Annotated in this window: 24 protein-coding genes; 17 read left to right on the top strand and 7 right to left on the bottom strand. The window is 38.3% G+C overall.

The window, feature by feature from the left end; translation table 11 throughout:
* The 4 genes from PR709_RS19450 to PR709_RS19435 all read left to right on the top strand — a co-directional run.
* On the top strand, positions 1-191 hold a 191-nt coding region (locus tag PR709_RS19450), incomplete at its 5' end, for a hypothetical protein (protein WP_272571111.1).
* A 72-nt stretch (positions 192-263) separates the two neighbouring features.
* Positions 264-1,538: an HlyD family secretion protein gene (locus PR709_RS19445; protein ID WP_004920030.1), complete on the top strand. Its 1,275-nt coding sequence runs from the start codon at positions 264-266 to the stop codon at positions 1,536-1,538.
* 1 nt (position 1,539) lies between these two features.
* Entirely contained in the window at positions 1,540-3,690 is a 2,151-nt protein-coding gene (locus tag PR709_RS19440; RefSeq protein WP_042116610.1) for a peptidase domain-containing ABC transporter, read from the top strand.
* A 264-nt stretch (positions 3,691-3,954) separates the two neighbouring features.
* On the top strand, positions 3,955-4,449 hold the full coding sequence (locus tag PR709_RS19435) for an AAA family ATPase (protein ID WP_004920037.1): 495 nt from the start codon (positions 3,955-3,957) through the stop codon (positions 4,447-4,449).
* Positions 4,450-4,827: 378 nt separating this feature from the next.
* Here PR709_RS19435 and PR709_RS19430 read toward each other — a convergent pair whose 3' ends face one another.
* Positions 4,828-5,418: a hypothetical protein gene (locus tag PR709_RS19430; RefSeq protein ID WP_004920038.1), complete on the bottom strand. Its 591-nt coding sequence runs from the start codon at positions 5,416-5,418 to the stop codon at positions 4,828-4,830.
* Between the two features lie 236 nt (positions 5,419-5,654).
* Here PR709_RS19430 and ydfG point away from each other — a divergent pair, with 236 nt between their 5' ends.
* From ydfG to PR709_RS19415, 3 genes are all read left to right on the top strand, one after another.
* Complete coding sequence (gene ydfG, locus PR709_RS19425) at positions 5,655-6,404, top strand: bifunctional NADP-dependent 3-hydroxy acid dehydrogenase/3-hydroxypropionate dehydrogenase YdfG (RefSeq protein ID WP_014656028.1); 750 nt, start codon at positions 5,655-5,657, stop codon at positions 6,402-6,404.
* Between the two features lie 80 nt (positions 6,405-6,484).
* Positions 6,485-6,856: a DUF1283 family protein gene (locus PR709_RS19420; RefSeq protein WP_004920044.1), complete on the top strand. Its 372-nt coding sequence runs from the start codon at positions 6,485-6,487 to the stop codon at positions 6,854-6,856.
* A 26-nt stretch (positions 6,857-6,882) separates the two neighbouring features.
* Positions 6,883-7,116: a DUF1161 domain-containing protein gene (locus PR709_RS19415; RefSeq protein ID WP_004920046.1), complete on the top strand. Its 234-nt coding sequence runs from the start codon at positions 6,883-6,885 to the stop codon at positions 7,114-7,116.
* 54 nt (positions 7,117-7,170) lie between these two features.
* On the opposite strand, the gene bioD is transcribed toward PR709_RS19415, so the two are convergent.
* From bioD to PR709_RS19400, 3 genes are all read right to left on the bottom strand, one after another.
* A complete protein-coding gene (bioD, locus tag PR709_RS19410; protein WP_004920048.1) occupies positions 7,171-7,845 on the bottom strand; it encodes a dethiobiotin synthase in 675 nt (224 codons plus the stop codon).
* A gap of 144 nt (positions 7,846-7,989) precedes the next feature.
* Positions 7,990-9,198 (bottom strand): ROK family protein, encoded by a 1,209-nt coding sequence (locus tag PR709_RS19405; protein ID WP_004920052.1) that lies wholly within the window; start codon positions 9,196-9,198, stop codon positions 7,990-7,992.
* Between the two features lie 101 nt (positions 9,199-9,299).
* The gene (locus PR709_RS19400) at positions 9,300-10,202 is read right to left on the bottom strand and encodes a LysR family transcriptional regulator (protein WP_272571110.1); all 903 of its coding nucleotides are present in this window, start codon (positions 10,200-10,202) and stop codon (positions 9,300-9,302) included.
* A gap of 116 nt (positions 10,203-10,318) precedes the next feature.
* On the opposite strand from PR709_RS19400, the gene PR709_RS19395 reads away from it, so the two are divergent.
* The 3 genes from PR709_RS19395 (at position 10,319) to tus (ending at position 13,288) form a co-directional block, all read left to right on the top strand.
* The gene (locus PR709_RS19395) at positions 10,319-11,581 is read left to right on the top strand and encodes an MFS transporter (protein WP_004920058.1); all 1,263 of its coding nucleotides are present in this window, start codon (positions 10,319-10,321) and stop codon (positions 11,579-11,581) included.
* A gap of 88 nt (positions 11,582-11,669) precedes the next feature.
* A complete protein-coding gene (locus PR709_RS19390; protein ID WP_004920061.1) occupies positions 11,670-12,236 on the top strand; it encodes a lytic polysaccharide monooxygenase in 567 nt (188 codons plus the stop codon).
* Between the two features lie 131 nt (positions 12,237-12,367).
* A complete protein-coding gene (gene tus, locus PR709_RS19385; RefSeq protein WP_004920063.1) occupies positions 12,368-13,288 on the top strand; it encodes a DNA replication terminus site-binding protein in 921 nt (306 codons plus the stop codon).
* Positions 13,289-13,345: 57 nt separating this feature from the next.
* Here tus and fumC read toward each other — a convergent pair whose 3' ends face one another.
* On the bottom strand, positions 13,346-14,743 hold the full coding sequence (gene fumC, locus PR709_RS19380; protein WP_014656033.1) for a class II fumarate hydratase: 1,398 nt from the start codon (positions 14,741-14,743) through the stop codon (positions 13,346-13,348).
* A 179-nt stretch (positions 14,744-14,922) separates the two neighbouring features.
* On the opposite strand from fumC, the gene manA reads away from it, so the two are divergent.
* The 3 genes from manA (at position 14,923) to add (ending at position 18,956) form a co-directional block, all read left to right on the top strand.
* The gene (gene manA / locus PR709_RS19375) at positions 14,923-16,101 is read left to right on the top strand and encodes a mannose-6-phosphate isomerase (protein WP_004920070.1); all 1,179 of its coding nucleotides are present in this window, start codon (positions 14,923-14,925) and stop codon (positions 16,099-16,101) included.
* A gap of 110 nt (positions 16,102-16,211) precedes the next feature.
* Positions 16,212-17,846: a YdgA family protein gene (locus PR709_RS19370; protein WP_036940328.1), complete on the top strand. Its 1,635-nt coding sequence runs from the start codon at positions 16,212-16,214 to the stop codon at positions 17,844-17,846.
* Between the two features lie 108 nt (positions 17,847-17,954).
* A complete protein-coding gene (gene add / locus PR709_RS19365; RefSeq protein WP_004920077.1) occupies positions 17,955-18,956 on the top strand; it encodes an adenosine deaminase in 1,002 nt (333 codons plus the stop codon).
* Between the two features lie 182 nt (positions 18,957-19,138).
* Here add and PR709_RS19360 read toward each other — a convergent pair whose 3' ends face one another.
* Positions 19,139-20,113 carry a bile acid:sodium symporter family protein gene (locus PR709_RS19360; protein ID WP_004920081.1) on the bottom strand — a complete coding sequence of 325 codons (975 nt, stop codon included), beginning with the start codon at positions 20,111-20,113 and terminating at the stop codon, positions 19,139-19,141.
* A gap of 52 nt (positions 20,114-20,165) precedes the next feature.
* The gene (locus PR709_RS19355) at positions 20,166-21,209 is read right to left on the bottom strand and encodes an oxidoreductase (protein ID WP_004920084.1); all 1,044 of its coding nucleotides are present in this window, start codon (positions 21,207-21,209) and stop codon (positions 20,166-20,168) included.
* Positions 21,210-21,442: 233 nt separating this feature from the next.
* On the opposite strand from PR709_RS19355, the gene PR709_RS19350 reads away from it, so the two are divergent.
* The 4 genes from PR709_RS19350 to rsxC form a co-directional block, all read left to right on the top strand.
* Positions 21,443-21,883, top strand: a complete 441-nt coding sequence (locus PR709_RS19350) for a DUF2569 domain-containing protein (RefSeq protein WP_004920085.1) — start codon at positions 21,443-21,445, stop codon at positions 21,881-21,883.
* A gap of 88 nt (positions 21,884-21,971) precedes the next feature.
* A complete protein-coding gene (gene rsxA / locus PR709_RS19345) occupies positions 21,972-22,553 on the top strand; it encodes an electron transport complex subunit RsxA (RefSeq protein WP_004920088.1) in 582 nt (193 codons plus the stop codon).
* Entirely contained in the window at positions 22,553-23,179 is a 627-nt protein-coding gene (gene rsxB / locus PR709_RS19340; protein ID WP_004920092.1) for an electron transport complex subunit RsxB, read from the top strand. The genes rsxA and rsxB overlap by 1 nt, the downstream gene beginning before the upstream one ends.
* Positions 23,172-25,076 (top strand): electron transport complex subunit RsxC (rsxC, locus tag PR709_RS19335; protein WP_272571109.1); only part of this gene is annotated, 1,905 nt, incomplete at its 3' end. The genes rsxB and rsxC, both read left to right, overlap by 8 nt.

Genomic DNA, 25,076 nt, shown 5'->3' with positions numbered 1-25,076 from the left:
CTGGCGGCACTTTTAATCTCTGCAAGCCACCTGTTACAACTACACCAAAAGTTAGTGTTCAACCCTCTGTTCCAGCTCCAGCCCCAACTCCAGTGGTAAAAGGGGTAACAGTAACCACCACTGTCATTAAAGATTCCTATAATTTTAATGCTATTGGTAACAATGGTAGTACTTTTAACGTTACTTACTAAGTATTAGTTATTAAGTATTAAATATTAATAGAGCGACTATATCAGTCGCTCTATTTTAAATAGAGGGTGATTATGAATGGTATATTTAGAGAAGAAGCATTAGAGTATAAAAAAAGTCGATGGACAGGTAAAGCTCTAATTATCTCAAAAATCCCATTGTTATTTTATATTGTAATATCAGTTTTTTTTATTTCTATAGCATTATTTATGTTTTTGTTCCTAGATATTACTAGGAAAGAAACGGTTATTGGTGAGGTAATATCAAAGAAACAACCTGTAAATATATCCGTAACGCAACAAAGTATTGTTATTAAAAAATTTGTTAATGTCGGTGATTATGTAAAAAAAGGACAAAAAATATATCAACTAGATATTAGCAAGGTAACAAAAAATGGGAATCTAGGTGTTAACACAGTTAACTCCATTAATTATCAAGTGGAAAAAATTGATGATATAATTAAAAAGACAATAGATAGCAAAGAAATGACAAAAAACAATATAGAAACACAAATAAATTTATATAAGAAGTCTAATATTCAAAATAAAGACATGGAACTCGCTATTTTAAAAAGTCTCAATGAAGCTAAATTGAGTTTAGATAATTATAGGATTTATTTGAAAAAAGGAATGATTAATAAAGAACAATTAACAAATCAAAGTAACATATTTTATCAGCAGCAAGTGGCTTATCAGGGTATAAGAAACCAAATAAATCAAGACTCTTTAATGATATCAAACTTAGAAAATGACTTAAAGATAAAGATGGCTGATTTTGATACTCAAATATATAAGTATGAATCTCAAAAAATAGATCTTCAAAAGCAGTTATCTGAAGCAAATGCAAATAATACTTTATTTATTCTGTCACCAATTGATGGTTTTATTGATACTTTAAATGTTAATGAGGGGCAGCTTATTGACCCTGGAGAAAATATCATAAAAATAATTAGAAGCGATGAATCAGGGTATCAATTGATTTTATGGGTTCCAAGTAGTAGCGTCCCCTATTTAAATGTAAAGGACAAAATAAAAATACGCTATGACTCTTTTCCTTACCAAAAATTTGGACAGTTTTCAGGAAGTATATCTATGATATCAAAATTACCCATTTCAAAAAATGAAATGTTATTATATTCCAGCTCACCAGTAAATTTACAAAGCTCTTTTAATACATCTTTTTACAAAGTAATAGTTGAATTAGATAATCAAAGCATAAAATATAAAAATAAAACATTGTATTTATCCAACGGTTTAAAGGCTGAAGCTATATTATTTTTAGAAAAACGGCCTCTTTATCAATGGGTGACATCATCGTATTATGACTCTAGCGTTTCTGAAGGTAAATAGCATGGTAGATATTAATTTTATTTTAGATAGATTAGATCTTAAATTCAAACGAAGAATACCTAATATTATTCAATCTGAATCATCAGAGTGTGGCTTGGCCTGTATAGCCATGATCTGCAGATACTATGGAATGGAAATAGATTTGGTTAATCTAAGAAGAGAATTTGGGATTTCATCTCAAGGAGCAACACTTCAAAGCTTAATTGAAGCTTTGATAAATTTAAATTTAAAAACAAGAGCATTATCAATTGATATTGATGAATTAAACTTAATGAAGAAACCCTGTATACTGCATTGGAATATGAATCATTTTGTTGTATTAATCGCAATTAGGAATAACAAATTCATTATTCAAGATCCAGCGATAGGTAAAAGAACAATCAATATTAATGAGTTTTCAAATAGTTTTTCCGGTGTAGCCATGGAAGTGTGGCCTGACAGTAACTTTAAGAAAGTAAAAAAGATTTCCAGGTTAAATATAAGGACCTTGTTAAACAACATAACGAACTTTCCTTCATCACTATTAAAAGTATTGTGCTTATCATTTTTAATTGAGGGACTAAATATTGCATTTCCTATAGGAACCCAGTTAATTATGGACCATGTTGTAATATCTAGTGACTATAGCCTACTGACACTAGTGATACTTGGTTTGTTTGTTTTCACATTGCTCAATGCTGCGTTGAGATTTGTTCGGGCATGGGTTTCTTTATTTATAGATACATTGGTCAATGTTCAATGGAAAATAAGCTTTTTTGATTACTTAATGAAATTGCCCCTTGACTTTTTCGAAAAAAGAAAAGTTGGGGATATCCAGTCACGATTAGAATCATTAGATTCATTACGTAATACTCTAATAAACAATATTATTAATGGAATAGTTGATGGAGTAATGGTCATAGGGCTTTTTATAATGATGACCTTGTATGGCTCAAAGCTAGTCTTAATTGTTATGGGATTTACCCTATTATACATTGCACTAAGAGTTTTAATGTATAATAAATATATTAGATACGCTGAAGAATATATTGTTAAGAGTGCAGAAGCGAATTCCCATTTTACAGAGACAATTTATGGTATTGCCTCTATAAAATCATTAGGTCTAAGTCTATCCAGATCAAAGAATTGGTTAAACTTAAATATTGAAGCCATTAATTCGAATATTAAAAATACAAAACTAAGCATGTTTTTTTATGGGGCGAACTCACTAATATCATCTATAGATCATATCATTATCTTATGGATTGGTTCACTAATGGTAATGGATAACTTAATATCATTAGGGATGTTTGTTGCTTTTAATATTTATCGAAGTCAGTTTTCAGAGAGAGCTGCGAACTTAATAAATATGCTATTGGAAATAAAGATGCTAACTCTTCACTGTGATAGAGTATCAGATGTAATTTTTACAGATACTGAAAATTACCAGCCCAAAAACGCGTTGATTTTACCCAATAAAAGCATGGATATCCGCATTGATAAGATATCATTTAAGTATGATGTTCACTCAATGGAAATTTTCTCTAATTTAAGTTTTTCTGTAAAGGCTGGTGAGAGTGTGGCCATTGTAGGCCCTTCCGGTATGGGGAAAACAACTTTAATGAAGGTTATGTCTGGATTGCTAAGCCCTACAAGTGGAAATATTTATATAAACGATATAAATGTAGATACGATAGGATTAAATAATTATAGAGACAGAATAGCATGTGTTTTGCAAGATGATAAGCTATTTTCTGGCACTATAGCAGAAAACATATCCAGTTTTGAGAGTGTTAAAGATGATAAAAGAATAGTTGAATGCGCTATTTTATCTAATATACATGAAGAAATCATGAAAATGCCGATGGGATATGAAACGATGTTAAGCGAATTAGGTGGTAGTTTATCTGGAGGACAAAAGCAAAGACTAATGATAGCTAGAGCATTATATAAACAACCGAGCATATTATTTTTAGATGAGGCGACAAGTCATTTAGATTTAAAAAATGAAGCTTATATCAATCAATCTATCTCATCATTAAAAATAACTAGAATTATAATTGCTCATCGGGAATCAACAATAGCTAGTGTAGATCGGGTACTTAACCCCTGGGAGGCTATAGCAAAGTTAGAAAGAAGGAGTCAAAGAGACGTTTCGAAAATTAATGATTGATTTTATCCGTTGAACGGGAGAGATAACGTCTCAAAAAATCTCATAACTGCGTTATTAGTTATGATGATTAATTAATCGAATATAATCTTCATTGGGTTGAAAAATGAGCTCTAGCTATGATTTTCTAAAATATTATTGATATGAATTGTTATCTACATGATTGATAAACATGGCAATTTATTACCAATAATAGGCTTAATGACTGACTTTTATTTTCAGCTCATCCAGTGGCAATTTTTTATCAAAAAACCGAATATTTAAAAAATGAAAATTTGTATTATTGGCCCTTCAGGGGCAGGAAAAACAACGGTAGCAACTCAATTAGCAAAAGAACTCTCTTTGCCAGTGTATGAATTTGATGCTATTTATTGGGATATGACAGGAAATGAATACCGTAAAAACTCAGAAGAATTCATTAAATCTCAGATTGAAATGATTTTAAGTACTGATAGATGGATTATTGAGGGAGCGTATGATAAGCGTCTTTACCCTTTTCTTCTCGAATGTTCCATTATTTTTAGGATGAATGTGCCTTATTACTTACGTGCTATTCGTTTAGCCAACCGATTTTTAATCAGTACAATTATGCGAAAAAAGCCTAAAGAAACACTCTTAAATACAGTTGAGTTATTGCGTTTTTCGAAAAAATATGATCAACGTTTAAATGAGTTTTTAGCTTCACACAATGCGTTATCTTCTAAGGTCATCCCTATCAAGAATATTTCTTTATGTAGGAAAATTTTAAAAAGTGAGCTATAAAATTCATTATATTATAAATTATGTAGTATGGTTTGGTTGATTAACTGAGTTTAGCTTAAATTAAAAGCCAAACCTGCCAATTTTTTATCGAAATTGTTGATTTCAATATATTGATATGTAATACCATCGTATCAGTTAAAAATGTTCTCTTTTTTAAAGAAGCATATGAAATCTACTTTATCTGGAAGCTCTGTAGCGCCTATCCTTGTTTGTTGTTACGAGTTGTGTTTATGGTTAATTGGCTGACTTAAGGTAACTTGATTTATATTACTGTGCGTTTATTTGTTTAAGTTTAGCTTCAACAAATTGCCGTAAGCGACTATTTGCTTTTGTAGCAATGTCACCTCTTTTTCTGTATCAGATTTATTATTTTTATTGCTACAGTGCCAATATGCACTCTAAAGCTGTTTTGACTGTATTCTTTTTAGTCCGGAAACTAATCTCATACCATTGGGATTTACTGGGGGATGTAAATTCATTAATGACCATTTTTTCAGTTTTTATGGCACATAATGCCCATATAGTTTGTAGTAGAGACCAGAGAATTGCGAAGCTAGCGAGAACCGATACAAGCTGAATATAAATGTTATCGACAACTAATGTTTGTTTAAAAATCAGCCCAATAAAGAAAATTTGAATAAATAGCTTAATAGATAATGCTTTGAAAATAAAACTAACTCCCTGATTTTTAATAGCAAAATAGGGATTTTTCAAGTGTTGACGTTGCTCTTGAACTGGGATCCCTCTTATATAAACCATCCATGTTGACGTCTCACTATTTCTAAGGATAAGGCCTTTTTCTTTTAATCCGTGAATTTTAATAGAGAGCAATACAGCCCAAATTAACCCTAAGAATATTAGGTATAAAATAAAGCCAGTCACGTTATAAAAAGAAATGACTAACGCAATAATAATCAACAAAGTTAATTTACTTGAGTACAGCCAAAATGGTGTAACTTGATAGTTCATTTGATGTCATCCTAATGTCGAATTACTTTCTTGGCCTGATTTTTTATTCATCACTCGTTATAACTGAGAATATTCATTAATGCATCACTTTATGAATATTTTTATGTTGTTAGCACAAGCATTGTGCGGATGCGCTCTATTTTCTCTATCATGACAAGAAGATTTTTGTAGGTTAGAGTTACAAGCGCTAGAATAGCCACATAATATGAAGCAATAATAAAATGACAGGGGAAAATATGATCATATTAGTCACAGGAGCAACTTCAGGTTTTGGCGAAGCAATTACGCGTCGCTTTATTCAGCAAGGAGCAACCGTTATTGGAACGGGTCGTCGTACAGAGCGACTAACAGCATTACAAAAAGAATTAGGCTCGCACTTTCACCCTATTACTCTTGATGTAAGAGACCGGAAAGCAATTCAAAATGCCATTGCAGGATTACCAACAGCACTAAAAAATATTGATGTTTTAGTGAATAATGCGGGCTTAGCGCTAGGTATAGAACCCGCATTCGAGGCTAACCCTGACGATTGGGCAACAATGATTGATACGAATACGAAAGGTTTAGTCAATATGACCTACGAAGTATTGCAAACTATGGTTGCCAATAATCATGGTCATATTATTAATATCGGCTCAACAGCGGCTAACTGGCCATATAAAGGTGGTAATGTTTATGGCGCCACTAAGGCGTTTGTTAAGCAATTCTCATTAGGACTACGGGCTGATCTCCAAGGCAAAAAAGTCCGAGTAACTGATATCGAACCTGGATTAGTTGGCGGAACAGAATTCTCTAATGTTCGTCTTAAAGGTGATGATGATAAAGCAGCGAATATCTATAAAGGCGCGGATGCACTTACACCTGAAGATATTGCTGAAACGGTTTACTGGGTAGCGACATTGCCTGCTCGTATGAACGTCAATACACTTGAATTGATGCCTGTTTGTCAAACCTTTGCTGGTTTAACTGTTTATAAAGAGGCGTGATTTTTCGTACTTTTCTAAAGGAATTTGCGCTATATTTGTGTTTATATTGTCGAATAGAACTAACTTTGTAAGGAATTATAATGAGCTCATCACTAAAGTTTGTTAAGCAAGGTCTAGCGGCGGTAGTGTTTTGCCTTCCTTTGTTGGGGCTTTCTTCAGCAGCGCATGCAGGGAATGTTAACTGCTCAGCAGGAAGCACTTGTGTTACATCGGGAAATGTTGATAGTGTTTTGACAAAAGAGCAGGCACGCCAAGAAAAGGAACAGTGGGATCAAACACGGAGTTTACGTACAAAAGTAAATTCCCGTACTGAAAAAGAGTTTGATAAGGTTGACGCTGCATTTGATGCAAAAGATGCCTGCGAGAAAAGTCTTAATTTAAATGCTTATTGGGAGCCGAATACACAACGCTGCCTAGATGTAAATACAGGACGCCCATTAGCTCGCCCATAACTCATTAAACCCATTAAGGAGTTATTATGAAGAAAAGACTTATATTTCCAGCTCTATGCTTACTCGTTGCTCCAGTGTTAGCACAAGCATCATGTGAAAGTGTTATTGAAGAAATTAAGCAGAAAATTATTAACAACGGCGTTCCTGCCGATAATTTTAGCTTAGTTGCTGTTCCAAATGATGAGGCTGAACAAGCGCAAGGGCAAGTTGTTGGCCATTGCCAAAATGAAACATATAAGATCATTTATACTCGTCATTAATCAATAAAACTCAGGGCGCTATTATCAGCGCCCTTTTCAATCATCCTCGATAAGCTATGCATATTCGCACATAAATGCTTTGATCTTATCTTGATCTAAATAGTGACATAGCGTTTTTTCTTCCGGTCGTAATAAATACGGAATTTCGCCTAACAACGGTGCCTTTAAGTGTTTTTGTAAGCGATTAATGATCTGGGCATAATGTGCCAACCCTGGATTGATACGGTTTGCTATCCAACCGATAAGCGGCAAACCATCGGCACGTATTGCATCTGCAGTCAGTAATGTATGGTTTACACAGCCATGCTGGATGCCAACGACAAGTATAACGCCGACTTTTTGTCCTTTTAGCCAATCAGTATAAAATGTGTTGTCATCCAATAAATAGCGCCATCCCCCATTACCTTCGATAACAACGGTGTCGCATTGGCTATTTAAGTTTTCTAGTCCTTGTTTAATCTTATTGAAATCAATACAGTTTTCTTGGCTGTAATTATCTTTGATTTTAATTGGGTTAACATCATCGTAGGATACAAGTTGTTGTGACGCCCCATGTATTAACAAAGCATCTTTATTCCGCATACCTTCCGGTGTATCAATACACTTATCAGCGATAGGCTTATAGCCTACAGCTTTAATTCCTTGGCCATTAAGAGCCTGCAGTATTGCTAACGTGGAGACTGTCTTCCCGACATCCGTATCTGTCCCGGTAACAAATAGATTCATCATAGTTATTTTCTATCCTGAAGTGACAGACGACTGCATACATGTTGCAGTGAAAAATGATATGGAATCAGTTTATGGGAATGGGTAACTCTTAAGTTTGCGTTAGCTCAATTTTCTGTTTAATAGCAAAAATTTTATTAACTACTGTTAACCTTGCAGTAACTGAAGTAATAAAGAACCATCATATAATGCTTGTTGAACTAATGCAGTTTCACTCTCTTTTTTAGTAACTTCAGATTGTTCAATGCGTAATTCACCACGATATAGAGGAATAGACTGCGAATGGCAATATTGATGTAAAAGTGAATAAAATACAGAGGAAATCCGATTTAGCGGAGAATTGATTAAAATTAATTCGGTGCCGAAGATATTAATGAGTTGACCAAGCTGTTTGGCAAGTATTTGCGCTATATCATTGAGTACATGTAAACAGAGTGGATCTTGGTCTTCCACAGCTAAACAAAAACTATCGATAGTTATGTCATGATTGAAAAATGAGGATGATGGGTATAAATGTTGTAATTCCACGGCATGTTTTAAGATAGCCGGAATAGCGATTGCCCCTTCTAAGCAACCAATACCACCACAATAACAAGTTTCCCCCGTGTTTTGTGTTTGTACATGCCCAAAATGTATCGCTCGTCGCGTATGACTATCTAATGCAATGCCGTTATTGATAATTGCAGCGCTAACAACACAATCAATTTGTAAATAAATGATATTTTTTGCTGTTCTTTTTTCATACAAAGAAAAATAATCGGCTAGTGCTAACGCATTAACATAAGGCTGTATATAAGTCGGTAGCCCAGTTTGTTCCGTTAAAAAATGACCAAGTGGTAAATTATCAATGTCGTAATAAGGCAAAGCATAAATTACACCAGAGAAAGGCTCCACCAAACCATCTAAAACAATACTAATGGCCGTAACACGCTCTAAATGGCGTGAATATGTCGCAAAAAAATGGCTAATTAATGATGAGAGCGTATTGGAAAATTGCTCATTACCTTTAACGTCAAATGGATAGTCTTGCTCTACGATAGTTTGTGTATTGATCTCTTTTAATGAAAGGCTAATAGAGTTACAGGCAAGACGGATAGATAAAAACTGCCACCCTTCACTTTCAATGACTAATCCAATTGCGGGCCTACCTCGCAAGCCGAGAACGGGAAATTCAATCTCTTTAACTAAATGAGCATCAATGAGCTCGCGCGTAATTTTTGTGATACTTGCGGGTGCCAATTGTGATTGTTTAGATAATGCAATCCGAGAAATTGGCCCATATTGATCAATCACACGGTAGACAATACCTGTGTTTAGTTGTTTGATTTGATCAATATGACCCGTTTGGTTTTCCATAATTCAGTGTTAAATCCCGTTATAAAGCAGTCAGTTATTATGCGTAATATAGAATGCAATTACTCCGATATACATGTTATTTGTGATTTGAATCACGTTATTTAGCCAACAATATTTTCAATCAGTAATTCCGTTAATTTTTTTGCAGCAGCAGGCAATGCTCTACGCGTATTGTAGACTAACCAGACTTCCGATGCGGCTTCAATATTTGAAAATCTGATGTATTTTACACCGTCAATTTTCATACGGGTAAAAGATTCTGTGATAATCGAAATTCCCATACCTGCAGAGACTAAACCTAATATTGTCATTGCTTCCCCTGCCTCTTGAGATATTTTGGGTGTCACGCCAGCGGAAGTAAGCAGATTATGGATCTCATCATAGAGAGCTGTACCTACCTCTCGTTCGAAAAATACTAATGGATACTCCGCCAATAGATGAATGTCGACACCTGTTTTTTCATATTTTAATAAGGGATGACCTTCATACACAGCAACCATAAACGGCTCTTTAAATAGAAGTTGGTAGTTTAGCTGCTCAGGGAGTTCGGTATTACGCATGATCCCAATATCAATACGCCCTGTAAGTAAGGGGGCAAGTTGCTGTTTTGTATTCATCTGATGCATATGGATAGCCACTTCGGGATATGATTCACGATACTGACGTAAACTCATGGTCACTTTATTCATAAACGGCGTCGTTGATGCAAAACCAATAGAAAGTTCCCCTAATTCCCCTTTTTCCATCCGTGCTGCTTTTGTAGCCGCTGCATCGACCTGGGCTAAAATTTGATAAGCCTCTTTGAGAAACATATTACCAGCAGGGGTTAATGAAACATTTCTATTGTTTCGTTCAAGTAATTTTGCGTTTATCTGTTCTTCAAGTGATTGAATTTGCTGACTCAATGGTGGCTGAGAAATGTGCAATCGATCCGCAGCTCGCCCAAAATGTAACTCTTCTGCAACAGCAATAAAATACCGTAAGTGTCTTAATTCAATAGCCATTTTTTCTTTGATATGTTTAAAGTATTATTGGTAATAATTAATATATTAGACAAAATAGTCTGAGATTTCTATTCTTTGATCGAAATCAATTGGGTTGTTATGGCAAGGAATTCTTTATGGAAAATTCATCAAATAGTCTTACGACTGAAAATACGGCTAACGGAACGCTAGATAACTCAAGCCCCCATAACTTACCGAAGAAACATTATATTCAACGTGATGATGCGTTGTATTTACGCGTCACTCTTTCTTTTTTCACTGTCGGTTTAGCAACGTTTGCGTTGCTCTATTTTGTACAGCCTATTTTGCCAATGTTGTCAGAGGATTTTAATGTTTCTCCCGCAACGGCTAGTCTTTCCTTATCATTAAGTACCGGCTTGATGGCGCTAGGGCTGCTTATTACGGGGCCAATATCAGATGCAATTGGGCGAAAAAATGTGATGGTAGTAGCGTTAACAAGCGCCGCACTATTTACTTTGTTGAGTGCTTTTATGCAAAGTTGGCAAGGTATTTTAATTGCAAGAGCACTTGTGGGTTTATCTCTAAGTGGCGTCGCAGCGGTTGCCATGACCTATCTCAGTGAAGAAATTCACCCGAGTTATGTCGCATTATCAATGGGCCTCTATATTAGTGGTAACTCTATCGGTGGAATGAGTGGCCGTCTTGTTACAGGGGTGATTGCTGATTTCTATTCATGGCGCGTTGCTGTAATACTATTAGGGGCACTCGCTTTAATTGCCGCGATCAGCTTTTGGCGCCTATTACCACCATCACAACATTTTCGAGCAAGCTCTTTAAAACCAAAAAGTTTATGGGTCAATCTGCGTCTTCATTTTCGAGACAAAGGTCTACCATGGCTGTTTATTGAAGGCTTTGTTTTGATGGGCGGGTTTGTCACTATGTATAACTATATTGGTTATCGTTTACTGGAAGCCCCCTATCATTTCAGTCAGGCAACAGTAGGTATGCTATCAATAATTTATTTAACAGGAACTTATAGCGCATCTAAATCGGGAAGCTTAACTAACAAGTTTGGGTTAGGTAAAGTTTTAATCGCTGCTTTAGTTTTAATGTTAGCGGGTATATTGTTAACACTCTTTTCTAGTTTTTGGATCATTCTGTTTGGCATGACGGTGCTAACAACGGGCTTCTTTGCTGCCCACTCGGTCGCAAGTAGTTGGGTTGGTCATCGTGCTAAACGAGCAAGAGGTCAAGCATCTTCACTTTACCTATTCAGTTATTATGCAGGCTCAAGTATAGCAGGGACTGTAGGCGGGATCTTTTGGTTTCAGTTTGGTTGGTCTGGTGTAGCTTGGTTTATTGCAGGATTACTCATCATTGGCATGTTAATCGCTTACAAGTTGAAAGTTAGCTGTTAGGGTTTGGTAATACTTACCAAATGATGGAATTTATTTTGCACTTTTGTTTAAGTGAAAATGTTGTCCTCAACAATTATGAGGACAACAAATGAAAAAACGACTTTTATTACTTCCCTTCTTATTCTGCTTTTCTGCTATCGCATTGGGACATGGTTATGTAGAAGAGCCTAAAAGCCGAGCCTTTTTGTGTAAAAAAAATCTAAATAGCAATTGTGGTGCAATACAATACGAGCCGCAATCGCTAGAAGGTCCTAAAGGTTTTCCCCTTTCAGGGCCACAAGATGGACAGATTGCAAGTGCAGGTATTCCCCGTTTTGCTGCTTTGGATGAACAGACGTCAGCTCGATGGGTAAAAAATATTATCACAGAGCCTCAGCAAACCTTTAAATGGTATTTAACAGCAAGGCATGCGACAGCTAATTGGCAATACTTTATTACTAAGCCTGACTGGAACCCCAACTTACCAATAACGCGTGAACAATTAATCTTAATACCCTTTTGTCAATATGCTACCCCTTCACGACCAGAAACCATTGTTGAGCACCAATGCGTATTGCCAAAAGAAAATCGTGGATACCAAATAGTACTTGCTGTATGGAGTATCGCTGACACTGAGAATGCTTTTTATCAGGTGATTGATCTCGATATCAAATAAAACATATGCAATAAAGGGGGATGTCGCCTCTCCCTTTTCTTCCTAGTTAACTTATTTATTTGCACAATGCTTGATGTTTGTTATGATTAATTTAGGTACAGTATGTTGTAACTAATTAGGGATGTTGCATAATGAATAATGCCAAATATGACCTTATTGAAGGCTTTAACCGGTTAGAAAGTAAAATAACGGAACTTAGCCAATTGATTGCTGAGCAACCTTCTATCTCTGCGACCGTTTTTCGTCTTCCGGATGTCATGAAAGGAGAAGAAAATAATGAGATTAAACAAATCGATGTTGAAAAAATAACAGGTAAACTCGCCATCCAACATGCTATCGAACATTATAACCTATTATTTATTCATGATAAATCAGAACTCACCAGTAATAAATCAGCCGTTAGGTTACCTGGCGCGATCTGTATTGATATCCCCTATTCTACTTATCAAACTTTTCGGGTCTTGCTAGATGAGATCAATGAATTAAAAATACAGATAAAACAAATAGTCACTCAAAAATCAGGGGTTGATGAATCGCAACGTTTTGAATTTATTCATGATACACTGCATGGTTTACTGACATTAAATACCTATCGAACTCTAACCTACCTTACTGATATCGATACCATAAGGTTTGGTTGGGCAAATAAAAAAGTCATAAATAAAATGACAAAAGAACAGGTGTTGAGCAAGCTGCAAGGCTCATTGGAAAGTGGGCGCCAACCATTGGGAGTTGCAAAGGAAGAGTGGTTGAAACAATTAGAGCAAGAAATTCTATTGATCAGCCAATTAAATAATGACGTAGTACTTAAAACACAACGCCCCGTTAAAGTGCAACCTATTGCTCGTGTTTGGGATAGCACCCAACAAAAACAAACTCAGTTCGCTTGTGCCAACCCTTTGCTCATTTTTGCGGTTGAAAAATCACTGACTGATATTGTGATAGGTAACCTACCCGATTACCATGTTGATAACATTGCGATCCGTAATCGACCAAGGTCTAAGCCTGTTGAGCTACTGATACCCCGCTTAAATTTATATATGGAAATATAAAAAAACACCTGCCATTGATGAGCAGGTGTTTAAATATTCAGTTAATAAATTAGCTGATTAGCTTTTCATGCTGCCAACCATATCTTCTGGGCGAACCCACTCATCGAACTGCTCAGCAGTCAGATAATTTAGTTTTAATGCTGACTCTTTCAACGTTAAGCCTTCTTTATGTGCTTTCTTAGCAATTTCAGCGGCTTTATCGTAACCAATATGTGTATTAAGAGCAGTAACCAGCATCAATGACTCATGAAGTAGCTTCTCAATTCTTTCACGGTTTGGTTCAATACCAATCGCACAGTGTTCGTTGAAACTACGCATACCGTCAGCCAGTAGGCGGATAGATTGCAGGAAGTTATCAATCACCATTGGGCGGAACACGTTCAGTTCAAAGTTACCTGAAGCACCACCGATATTGATAGCAACGTCATTACCCATCACTTGTGCACATAGCATCGTTAAAGCTTCACACTGTGTAGGGTTAACTTTACCTGGCATGATTGAGCTACCTGGCTCGTTTTCAGGGATTGCGATTTCGCCAATACCACAACGAGGACCTGACGCCAACCAACGAACGTCGTTAGCAATTTTCATCAGGGACGCCGCTAAGCCTTTTAGTGCACCATGAGCGTGAACTAAAGCATCACATGTTGCGAGTGCTTCAAATTTGTTAGGTGCAGTAACAAATGGTTGGCCAGTCAGTTCCGCAATTTTTTTAGCAACACGAACCGCATACTCAGGGTGAGTATTTAGACCGGTACCAACAGCCGTACCTCCCAGCGCTAACTCACATACGTGTGGTACAGAGTTTTCAATGTGTTTTTCGCTATGCGCTAACATCGCTACCCAGCCAGAAATTTCTTGGCCTAAAGTCAATGGCGTTGCATCTTGTAGGTGGGTACGACCAATTTTTACGATGTCTTTAAATTCTTTTGCTTTAGCATCTAATACTTTGTGTAACGCTTTTAATTCAGGTAGCAAGTGCTCGCGAATAGCAACAACGGCCGCAACGTGCATTGCAGTTGGGAATACGTCGTTTGAACTTTGGCTCTTGTTAACATCATCGTTAGGGTGAATAAGACGCTCATTACCTCTTTGTCCACCTAAGATCTCGCTACCACGGTTCGCCAGTACTTCGTTCATGTTCATATTACTTTGAGTACCAGACCCCGTTTGCCAGATAGCAAGAGGGAATTCAGTAGGATGCTTGCCAGCTAATACTTCGTCAGCCGCAGCGATAATCGCATCACCGCGATCTTTAGGCAGTAAGCCTAAATCCATATTCACGCTTGCAGCAGCTTTTTTAGTCACTGCTAATGCATGGATCAACGCAACAGGCATTTTTTCTACAGATATACGGAAATGTTCTAAAGAACGCTGAGTTTGCGCGCCCCACAACTGGTCAGCAGGTACTTCAATTGGTCCCATTGAGTCTTTTTCAATGCGAGTGGCTGCCATTACTATCTCCTTAAGTACATACACAGAATAATCGGTTTTGGAATCATCAGCTTGCAGGTAAGCCGATAACACCCCCCTATAATGCCACATATTTAATTTCAATAATGCGACTTAACCGTGTTTATTGTATTGTAGTAAAAAGGAAATAAGTTGATTTTTAGAAAAAGAGAGTTTTGGCTATGCTAAAAATGATTAATAAGATTCAAAATTACGACTGGGGGAGTACCACGGCACTCACACAGTTGTACGCTATCCCTAACCCAGAACATCTACCCATGGCTGAGTTATGGATGGGAGCACACCCAAAAGCGAGCTCTTGTGTCGTGAATACCAAAACAGGCCAAACGCTCCCACTGATTGATTATATTGCGAATAACCCAGAAGAAATTCTAGGTAAAAAAGTAGCAGACACTTTTTCCTCCCGCTTACCTTTTTTATTTAAAGTGTTATGTGCCGCAACCCCTCTTTCGGTACAAGTCCATCCTAATAAAGTTTATGCTGAAGTTGGTTTTGCAAAAGAGAATGCTGCGGGGATCCCTTTAGATTCGCCAATCCGCAACTATAAAGATGATAATCATAAACCTGAGCTAATTTATGCTTTAACACCTTTTAAAGCAATGAACGCATTTCGCCCACTCAATGAAATTGCTGAACTGCTTGATTTTGTCTCTGCGGCTCACCCTGAAATTCAATTCTTTGTTCAATTACCAACTGAAGAAAAATTAGCGAAATTATTTGCACAAATTCTGAGCCTCACAGGTGAACAAAAAGAGTTAGCACTAGGTGTATTGAAAGCCGCATTAAACAGTCGCCAAGGCGAACCATGGAACACAATAAAACAAATGGTTAGCCTCTATCCTGAAGATACAGGTTTATTTGTCCCACTGTTGCTTAATGTTGTTGAGTTGCAGCCTGGCGAGGCAATGTTCTTATATGCAAGGACGCCACATGCTTATATTGAAGGCGTTGGGCTAGAAATCATGGCTAATTCCGATAATGTCCTACGAGCTGGACTGACCAATAAGCATATTGATGTTCCAGAATTGATAGCAAATGTAGATTTTATCCCCAAAACAAGCCAAAGTTTACTTAGTGAACCAGAAAAAACAGGAAATATCTGTAAATATCATATACCAGTAGAAGATTTTGCATTTAATATATATTCTATTGATGACACAGAGATAAACATAACTAATGAAACGGCTTCTATCTTTTTCTGCATAGATGGCGAGTTAGTTTTGAAGTCAGGCGATGATGAATTAAAAATCTGTTCAGGAGAATCTGTTTTTCTGGCGGCCTTTGAAAAAGAAGTTTACGCCACAGGCGTGGGTAAGCTCGCTCGTGTCTATAACCTTTAATGTATTTTTGTGTTTTGTTCGTCTTGATTGCACGCAAAAGACGGTTAGATAAAACTTGTACAATTTTTATAGCGCGTTAAGACAACGCGCTGAAAGGATGGATGTTCATAATGAAAAAGTCATTAGTTGCAGTTGGTGTAATAGTTGCTATTGGTGCTGTATGGTGTGGTGCATCATGGTACACAGGCTCTAAAGTTGAGTCTGAATTAAATTATATGATTGAGGATACCAACTCATTTATTAAGGTAAATGCTCCAAGTTCAGGTTTACAGTTCAAAGTGGAAAACTTTAAACGTGGTCTATTCTCCTCGCAAGCTAATATCGTTATCTCATCCGTATATTCTACTGGCCCAGAGGAAAGTCTTGTATTTAATACTGATATTGAGCACGGCCCTTTCCCTCTATCACAACTCTCTAAATTCAATTTAATGCCTAAACTGGGCGCGGCACATATTGAATTAGCAAATAATGAATCAACCAAAGAGCTATTCGAAATAACAAAAGGTAAACCATTTATTTCAGGTACTGCTGTTGTTGGTTATGGCCAAAGTGTTGATGCAAATCTAGATTTGTTACCCGTTGAATTTACCAAAGAAAAGTCAAACATTTCCTTTAATGGATTAAAACTATTATTTAATGCCTCTTCTGACTTTAACGAGATTGAAGCCACACTGAATACTGACAACTTATTGATTCAGAATGCAGATAAATCAGAAGAAATGATGTTAAAAGGGTTAAAACTAACTTCTAACCTGACTAAGTCCGAACATGATTTCTATATCGGTAAACAAGATTTTGTTATAGAAAATGCAAATGTTAATATCCCAGAGGTTAAATTTTCTTTCAAAAACTTAGTGATGACTTCAGACTCTGCACTGGAAAAAGAAAATATTAAAGGTAGCTTCACTTACAGCATTGATGATTTAGTCGCATTAGATCAAAACTTAGGCTCCGGTAAGGTAGTTATTTCGATTGATAAGCTAGATGCAAAAGCGTTGGGTGAATTTGTTAAGCAATATAATAGTGCATTAGCAGAAGGAATTGCGTCAGGCAATCCAACAGCAGCAGGTGAAAAAATCGCAATGAAGATGATGAAGGAAACATTGCCTGAAATGCTGAAAAACCAACCGACCTTCTCTATCAGCCCTCTTTATTGGAAAAACTCTGCAGGTCAAACAACGACAGACTTAAGTATGACCTTTAATAAGTGGGACCAAAAAGAGCTTACTGAATTAGCAATGACAAACAAAGTTGATGAAGCAGTTAAGAGCTTATTTAAGTCATTTGACTTTAACCTCACGCTGAACAAACCAATGGCTATTGAGTTAATGTCTCAAATCGCTATTTTAGACCAAGGTCAAGTTGTTGATGCAGAAACTAAGAAAATGTATGTTGAGCAAGCAACAAATGAGTTTGATCAAGCACAAATGCTCCTAACTTCAGATATGTTCAGCTCACCGTTTGAAGAAATGTTCATGACTGACGAAGAGCGTGCAGAAAAAGCGAAACAGAAAAAATCACCATGGATGATAGAGAAAGGTAACGATCTGACCATGACTATCAAATATGCAGGTAATGATATTACGTTTAACGCGGATAGCTATACCCTTGCAGACTTCTTAACTAAGATGAAGTTGATGGCTGGCCCAGAAAGCTCTATGGAATATGAAGAAGAAGAGTTAGTTGTACCACAAACCGAAGATGCGCCGGCTGACGGTGCTGAAGTAGCACAACCAGCTAACTAATCTGCATTAATATTAATCTTAAACGCCAGTCAATATTTTTTGACTGGCGTTTTCACATCTATACTAGGATATATTGGCTAATCCATACACATAAAGGGACTCAATTCAGTGATAAACAGACAACTGCCACTTACAGACATACATCGCCATCTAGATGGTAATATCCGCCCCGAAACAATCCTTTCCCTTGCCCAACAACACGGTATTACGCTACCTGCTAATGAGATTGAAGCTTTACGTCCTCATGTGCAAGTAATGACACAAGAGGCTGACTTAGTCGGTTTCCTGCAAAAACTAGATTGGGGAGTTGCTGTATTAGCCGACCTCGATGCCTGTAAACGTGTTGCTCAAGAAAACGTCGAAGATGCTTATAAGGCGGGTATTGACTATGCAGAATTGCGTTTTTCTCCTTATTACATGGCAATGAACCATCGCCTCCCTATTGAAGGTGTTGTTGAAGCTGTCATTGATGGTATTACGGCTGGTTGCAAACAGTATGATATTAAAATTAATTTAATAGGGATCCTTAGTCGAACCTTTGGTCAAGACGCTTGTGCAAAAGAGTTAGCAGGCCTACTCGCTCACCGCGACAAACTTTGCGCATTGGATTTGGCTGGAGATGAGCTTGGCTTTCCAGGCTCCCTTTTCCACTCTCACTTTACCCAAGCGCGCGATGCCGGTTTACAAATAACTGTTCATGCAGGGGAAGCCGCGGGTGCAGAAAGTATTTGGCATGCAATTAAAGAATTAGGGGCACAACGAATTGGCCATGGTGTTAAAGCTTGTGAAGACCCTAAGCTGATCGAATACTTAGCAAAACATAAAATTGGTATTGAAAGCTGCTTAACCTCTAATATCCAGACCAGCACTGTACCGTCATTAGCGAAACATCCATTGAAAATGTTTTTAAACCATGGTGTGTTAGCGTCGATTAATACTGATGACCCTGCCGTAGAAGGCATTGAATTAGCTTATGAATATGAAGTTGCCGCCCCTAAAGCTGGGTTGACACCATCTGAAATAGAGCAGGCTCAAATCAATGGATTGAGTATCGCCTTTCTCAGCGAAAGTGAAAAACAGCAACTCAAACAAAAAGCAGCCCTTCGCTAACCTGCTATAAAGCTAAATTCATTCACGTTTTGGGCAGTTAATCTCCTTTTCTGCCCTGTTTAGCTTTTTTCTCTGAAGGTTAAGTTTGCCTATTATTGATAACACCATAGTATGTTGTAACTAAATGGTGATTATGGATTATTGAGTAAGTCGGGTTATTATCCCCCCGACTTTACTATTAATTATTTAGTTAAACGTTTTGCGTAACGCTGGGCTAAAACCGCGCATACCATTAATTGGATTTGATGAAATATCATTAGTGGCAATAAGATTATCCCTACAACGGAGGCTGGAAATAGCACATTTGCCATAGGAACGCCGTTCGCTAAGCTCTTTTTTGAACCACAGAATACGATTGTGATTTCATCTTCTTTACTGAATTTAAATAAGCGTGCCGCAAGTGTATTTAGGATCATAACGACAAATAAAATAAGGCAGCTGATCACAGCAATCATAAATAGAGAGTATCCATCAATACGCTGCCAAATTCCTTCAACAACCGCTTCACTGAAAGCGACATATACGACTAATAATATAGAAGAACGGTCAGTGATATTAATTAATTTACGATTACGGTTAATCCAATTCGCTAATAGTGGACGAGACAGGTGCCCTACTACAAATGGCAGCATTAATTGCAATAAAATAGAGCCAATTGCATTCAACGTATCCATTGCTTGGCTGCCATCTTCATCCATTAGTAACCCCACCAATATAGGCGATAAAAAGACGCCGAGAATACTGGATGCTGACGCACTGCAAATCGCTGCGGCCACATTTCCTCCGGCAACAGAGGTAAAGGCAATGGCCGATTGTACCGTTGCTGGCAATGCACAAAGATAAAGAAACCCCATGTATACCGTCGGTGACATCCATGACGGCACCATAAAATGCAAAGCTAATCCAATAATAGGAAACAGAATAAATGTGCTTGAAAATACTAATAAGTGTAGTCGCCAGTGCCCAATCCCTGCCATGATTGATTCACGAGAAAGCTTTGCACCATGCATAAAGAACAAAAGCGCAATAGCTGCCGTTGTTAGATACTGAAAGCCAACTTTGATTTCCCCTTCACAAGGAAATAGGCTTGCAATCACAACAACGCCAATCATAATCAATAAAAAAGGGTCAATTTTTAATTTTGCTAACAAATTCATGTTATTACCTAACAAAAAGCCAGCTAAAAATGCTGGCTCATCTATTTAAACATTAACAATCAAGAGTAACGGTGCGTTTTTGTTTATCTGAAAGTATACCAGCCTCAATTAATTTCATAATTTCAATGGCTTCTTGTGGCTGTACTGGGTTTGCGGCACCATGACGGATTGCCTCATGAATGGCAAGATAGTAACCACCATAATTTCCTTTTTCATTTTGCCATTCTTGGGAAATAAGCGCATCGCCTTGTGACAGCGTCACAACGCCATTACGTTGATCTATTCCCCAATTTTCATGAGTCGGTAACAGACCATTTTTTAAATTTTCTTCTTGTGAATCAAGACCATATTTGACATAACTTCCCTTCATGCCATGAATAACATAAAGAGGCGATTCAGCGGCAGCTACTGTTGTTGCGTGAAGAACGACTTTTTTATCTGGATAGTGAAGAAGAACATGGAAATAATCAACGGCTTCAGCACCTGGGCGGATCATCCCTAAATCTGCGGTAATACTTGCTGGTTTTCCGAAAAATTGTAACGCTTGATCTAATAAATGAGGACCAAGATCATACCAAATTCCACCGCCTGCGACTGCTGCCTCTCGCCATCTTTGTCGTGTGACTGGGCGATAACGGTCAAAATGTGACTCATAATATTTAATGTCGCCTAGGCAACCATCAGCAAACAGTTTCTTCAGTGTTAAATAGCCTGCATCCCAACGGCGATTATGATAAACCGATAAAAGCTTTCCTGCTTGTTGTGCCTGTTGTTGTAGTGATTGAGCCTCTTCTACAGTGACAGTAAAAGGCTTATCGACAACGACATGCTTGCCTGCCGCTAACGCTTGGCTTGCCAGTGGATAATGAGTGTCATTGGGGGTCGGGATAATGACTAATTCAATTTCAGGATTTGCAAACAGTTGCTCAGGTGAAGAGACGACTTCAACATCAGGCCAATCAGCGGTTACCTTATCTGAATTGCTACTGGAGATAGCTGTCAATTCATACCCTGGCAATGTAGCGATAAAAGGGGCATGAAATGTTTTACTTGCATAACCATAACCTACAATACCGACTTTTATTGGTGCGGACATAATGACCTCATTTTATTAATTTTCACTGAATCCATAAAAAGTATCACCATAACGAATTAATTAGCAAATAAAACTATGGTAGGATAGCCTCGAATTGATGCTACTTAAAAAGTCATTCATGATTCAGCAACGTGATAAAAGAGATGCGTTCACTAGCCACGAGTGTAAGCAAAGACAGTTCTTGATACTGCTGCTTAGTGTATGATTTAGCTTATAATATGGATTAAATTGATATGACGCCTGTTTATGACCCCCATCGTATTACTGGTTGGCTCCTTGCCCCCGCAGCTTTCATCTTATTAACGTGTTTTGCTGTATGCTCTATGGTGGTCATGTATTTTATTACGTTATATCGAATTATCACTACAATTGATGATTGGACTCACTATATCCCATTCGACTGGTATTTATCTTTTCTGATCACTATCGTTATGATGGTATTCACTATTCATATCTTAAAACTTATGTTTATGCGTTCTCGGCATTTTCCTCGCCGTTTTATTATTTGGATGTTAGTCCTGTTATTGCTTGGACTAAAAACCTTTTATTTTGCAAATATTGATTCCCTAACGGCGCTAAAAACACTCGCCTGGCCACTTATCGGTGCTGCTATTTTTGTTCCTTACATCAAAAATTCTGCTCGTGTGAAGATGACTTTCACACAAGATCGATAAGCATCACAAAAATAGCTTGTTATCATACAGCCTGTTTAACTGACGCTCGTCAGTTTTTGTTCTTTTAATTTTGTTTTCAGGCAATAAAATGACTGATTATCTTTTGCTATTCATTGGAACCGTACTGGTTAATAACTTTGTACTGGTAAAATTCCTTGGTCTGTGCCCTTTTATGGGTGTATCAAAAAAACTCGAAACAGCCATCGGAATGGGCTTTGCTACCACTTTTGTTATGACACTCGCCGCAATCAGCTCTTGGTTGATGGATACGTTAATTTTAGTGCCCCTCGACCTGCTCTATCTGCGCACCCTAAGTTTTATCTTAGTGATTGCCGTGGTTGTGCAATTCACTGAAATGGTTGTTAGAAAAACCAGTCCAACGCTCTATCGCCTGTTAGGGATCTTTCTCCCACTTATTACGACTAACTGTGCAGTTTTAGGCGTTGCTTTATTAAATATCAATCAATCGCATGGTTTCTTACAGTCTGCTGTTTATGGTTTTGCAGCCGCCGTTGGTTTCTCATTGGTAATGGTGCTGTTTGCCGCTATTCGCGAACGGTTGGCGGTCGCTGATGTTCCTGCACCTTTTCGTGGCTCATCTATCGGCCTTATCACTGCTGGACTAATGTCTTTAGCATTTATGGGTTTTAGTGGTTTGGTGAAGTTCTAATGATATCGTTATGGATTGCTATTGGCATTTTAGCCGTTTTTGGGCTGATCTTTGGTTTGATCCTTGGCTATGCCTCATTACGCTTTAAAGTTGAAGAAGACCCCATTGTTGAAAAAATTGATGCTATTTTGCCCCAAAGTCAATGTGGTCAATGCAGCTATCCGGGGTGTCGCCCCTACGCAGAAGCTGTAGCCAATAACGGAGAGATGATCAACAAGTGCGCGCCGGGTGGCGAGCAAGTCATGTTGAAAATAGCTGAACTTCTTAACGTAGACCCTCAGCCAATTGATGGTGATGAAAGCGCACAGAATCCTGTTCGAAAAGTCGCTATTATTGATGAAGAAAACTGTATCGGCTGCACCAAATGTATTCAAGCATGTCCTGTTGATGCCATTGTTGGCGCAACGCGCGCTATGCATACCGTAATTGAAGATCTCTGCACAGGTTGTGATCTGTGCGTAGCCCCTTGCCCGACTGATTGTATCGAACTTGTTCCTGTGAAAACGACCACTGCAAACTGGAAATGGGATTTAAACAGTATTCCTGTCAAAAATATTCCTGTATCACCTGATGAACAACAACCGAAATCTCCTTTCGCCACGGTAAAAGGAGATGCGCATGTTTAAGTTGTTTAATTGGTCAAAAAAAGACAATATCTGGGATTTCTCTGGTGGGATACACCCGCCAGAAATGAAATTACAGTCAAGCCAAACACCAATGCGTGTGGCATCAATTCCCGATGAACTGATTATCCCGTTACAGCAGCATTTAGGCCCTGAAGGGGAATTGATCGTCAAAGTGGGTGAACATGTGCTCAAGGGGCAACCCTTAACCCGTGGTGTCGGTCGTACAGTGCCTGTTCATGCCTCAACTTCAGGCACTATCACCGCAATAAAACCGATGGTCACGGCACACCCTTCTGGCTTAAAAGAGCTATCAGTTTGCCTCAAAGCCGATGGGTTAGATACTTGGTGTGAGTTATTCCCTGAGCCTGACTATTTACAGCTCACTCCTCAACAATTATTACAAAAAATTGAGCAAGCAGGCATCGCTGGGCTTGGTGGTGCAGGTTTCCCTACCGCGTCTAAATTAGCGGGAGGGAAAGATGCTATCAAGACATTGATCGTTAATGCGGCCGAATGTGAACCTTATATCACAGCAGATGATCGCTTAATGCAAGAGCATGCCGATGAGGTTATCGAGGGTTGTCGTGTCTTGCAACATTTACTCAACCCTGATCAAATACTTATTGGCATTGAAGATAATAAACCTGAAGCCATTGCTGCACTGAAGAAAGCCATTACTGCCCATGATAAGCAGATTTTTGTGCGGGTGATCCCCACCAAATATCCTTCAGGTGGTGCTAAGCAGCTTACTAAGATCCTGACGGGTAAAGAGGTTCCTTCTGGTGCCCGCTCCTCACAGATTGGCGTATTGATGCAAAACGTCGGTACGGTTGTTGCCATAAAACGTGCCGTCATTGATGGGCAACCTTTGATTGAACGTGTTGTCACCGTTACAGGTGAATCTATTACCTCCCCTGGAAACTTTTGGACTCGCTTAGGTACTCCTGTTCATCATCTATTACAACAAACGGGTTTTACCCCTGCATCTGAGCAAATGGTGATTATGGGGGGGCCACTAATGGGCTTTACTTTGCCAGATCTCAAGGTACCTGTAGTTAAAATATGCAACTGCTTGTTAGTTCCTAGTGTTGAAGAAGTTGGGCAAAAACCGATTGAAGAAGCTTGTATCCGCTGTGGTTTATGCGTTGAAGCATGCCCTGCGGCCCTACTGCCTCAACAATTATATTGGTTCAGTAAAGGCAAAGAGCACGAAAAAGCGCAAAAACATAACCTATTTGATTGTATCGAGTGCGGTGCTTGTGCCTATGTTTGTCCAAGTAATATTCCGTTAGTGCAATATTATCGACAAGAAAAAGCAGAAATTCGCGAAATCAAACAAGAAGAGCGCCGTGCTGCAGAAGCAAAACTACGATTTGAAGCGAAGCAGCAGCGTATGGAACGCGAAAAATTAGCCCGTGAAGAGCGTCATAAAAAAGCCGCTGTACAAGTGGAATCATCAGACAAAGATGCTGTTGCTGCTGCGCTCGCTCGTGTAAAAGCTAAACAAGCAACAGCAACTTCAGATATTCATGTGATAGCGGGTGCGGCGCCGGATAACAGTGCTGTTATTGCCGCAAGAGCCGCACGTAAAGAACAAGCGAGAGCCAAACAAGCAGAAAAACAAGCTGCAGCCTCGGCTGTTGATGAAACTTCTAGTGATCCTCGTAAAGCTGCTGTGGCTGCTGCACTTGCAAGAGCTAAAGCAAGAAAAGCATCTCAAGAAAATAACGGTGACAGCGTCACGCCAACCGAGGCCCCTGCTGTTTCGGCTAATGGAGATGACCCACGTAAAGCCGCTGTCGCTGCCGCTATTGCCCGTGCCAAAGCGAAAAAAGCGGCGCAACAAGCAGAAGCTGAACCTGCAACGGCAGAAACTGAATCAGCCGACGTTGACCCG

Origin of the sequence: Providencia sp. PROV267, from assembly GCF_028477825.1 — a bacterium.
GTDB lineage: Bacteria > Pseudomonadota > Gammaproteobacteria > Enterobacterales > Enterobacteriaceae > Providencia > Providencia stuartii.
The sequence above is the reverse complement of the archived record's forward strand: the minus strand, read 5'-3'. Positions and strand labels throughout refer to the sequence as shown.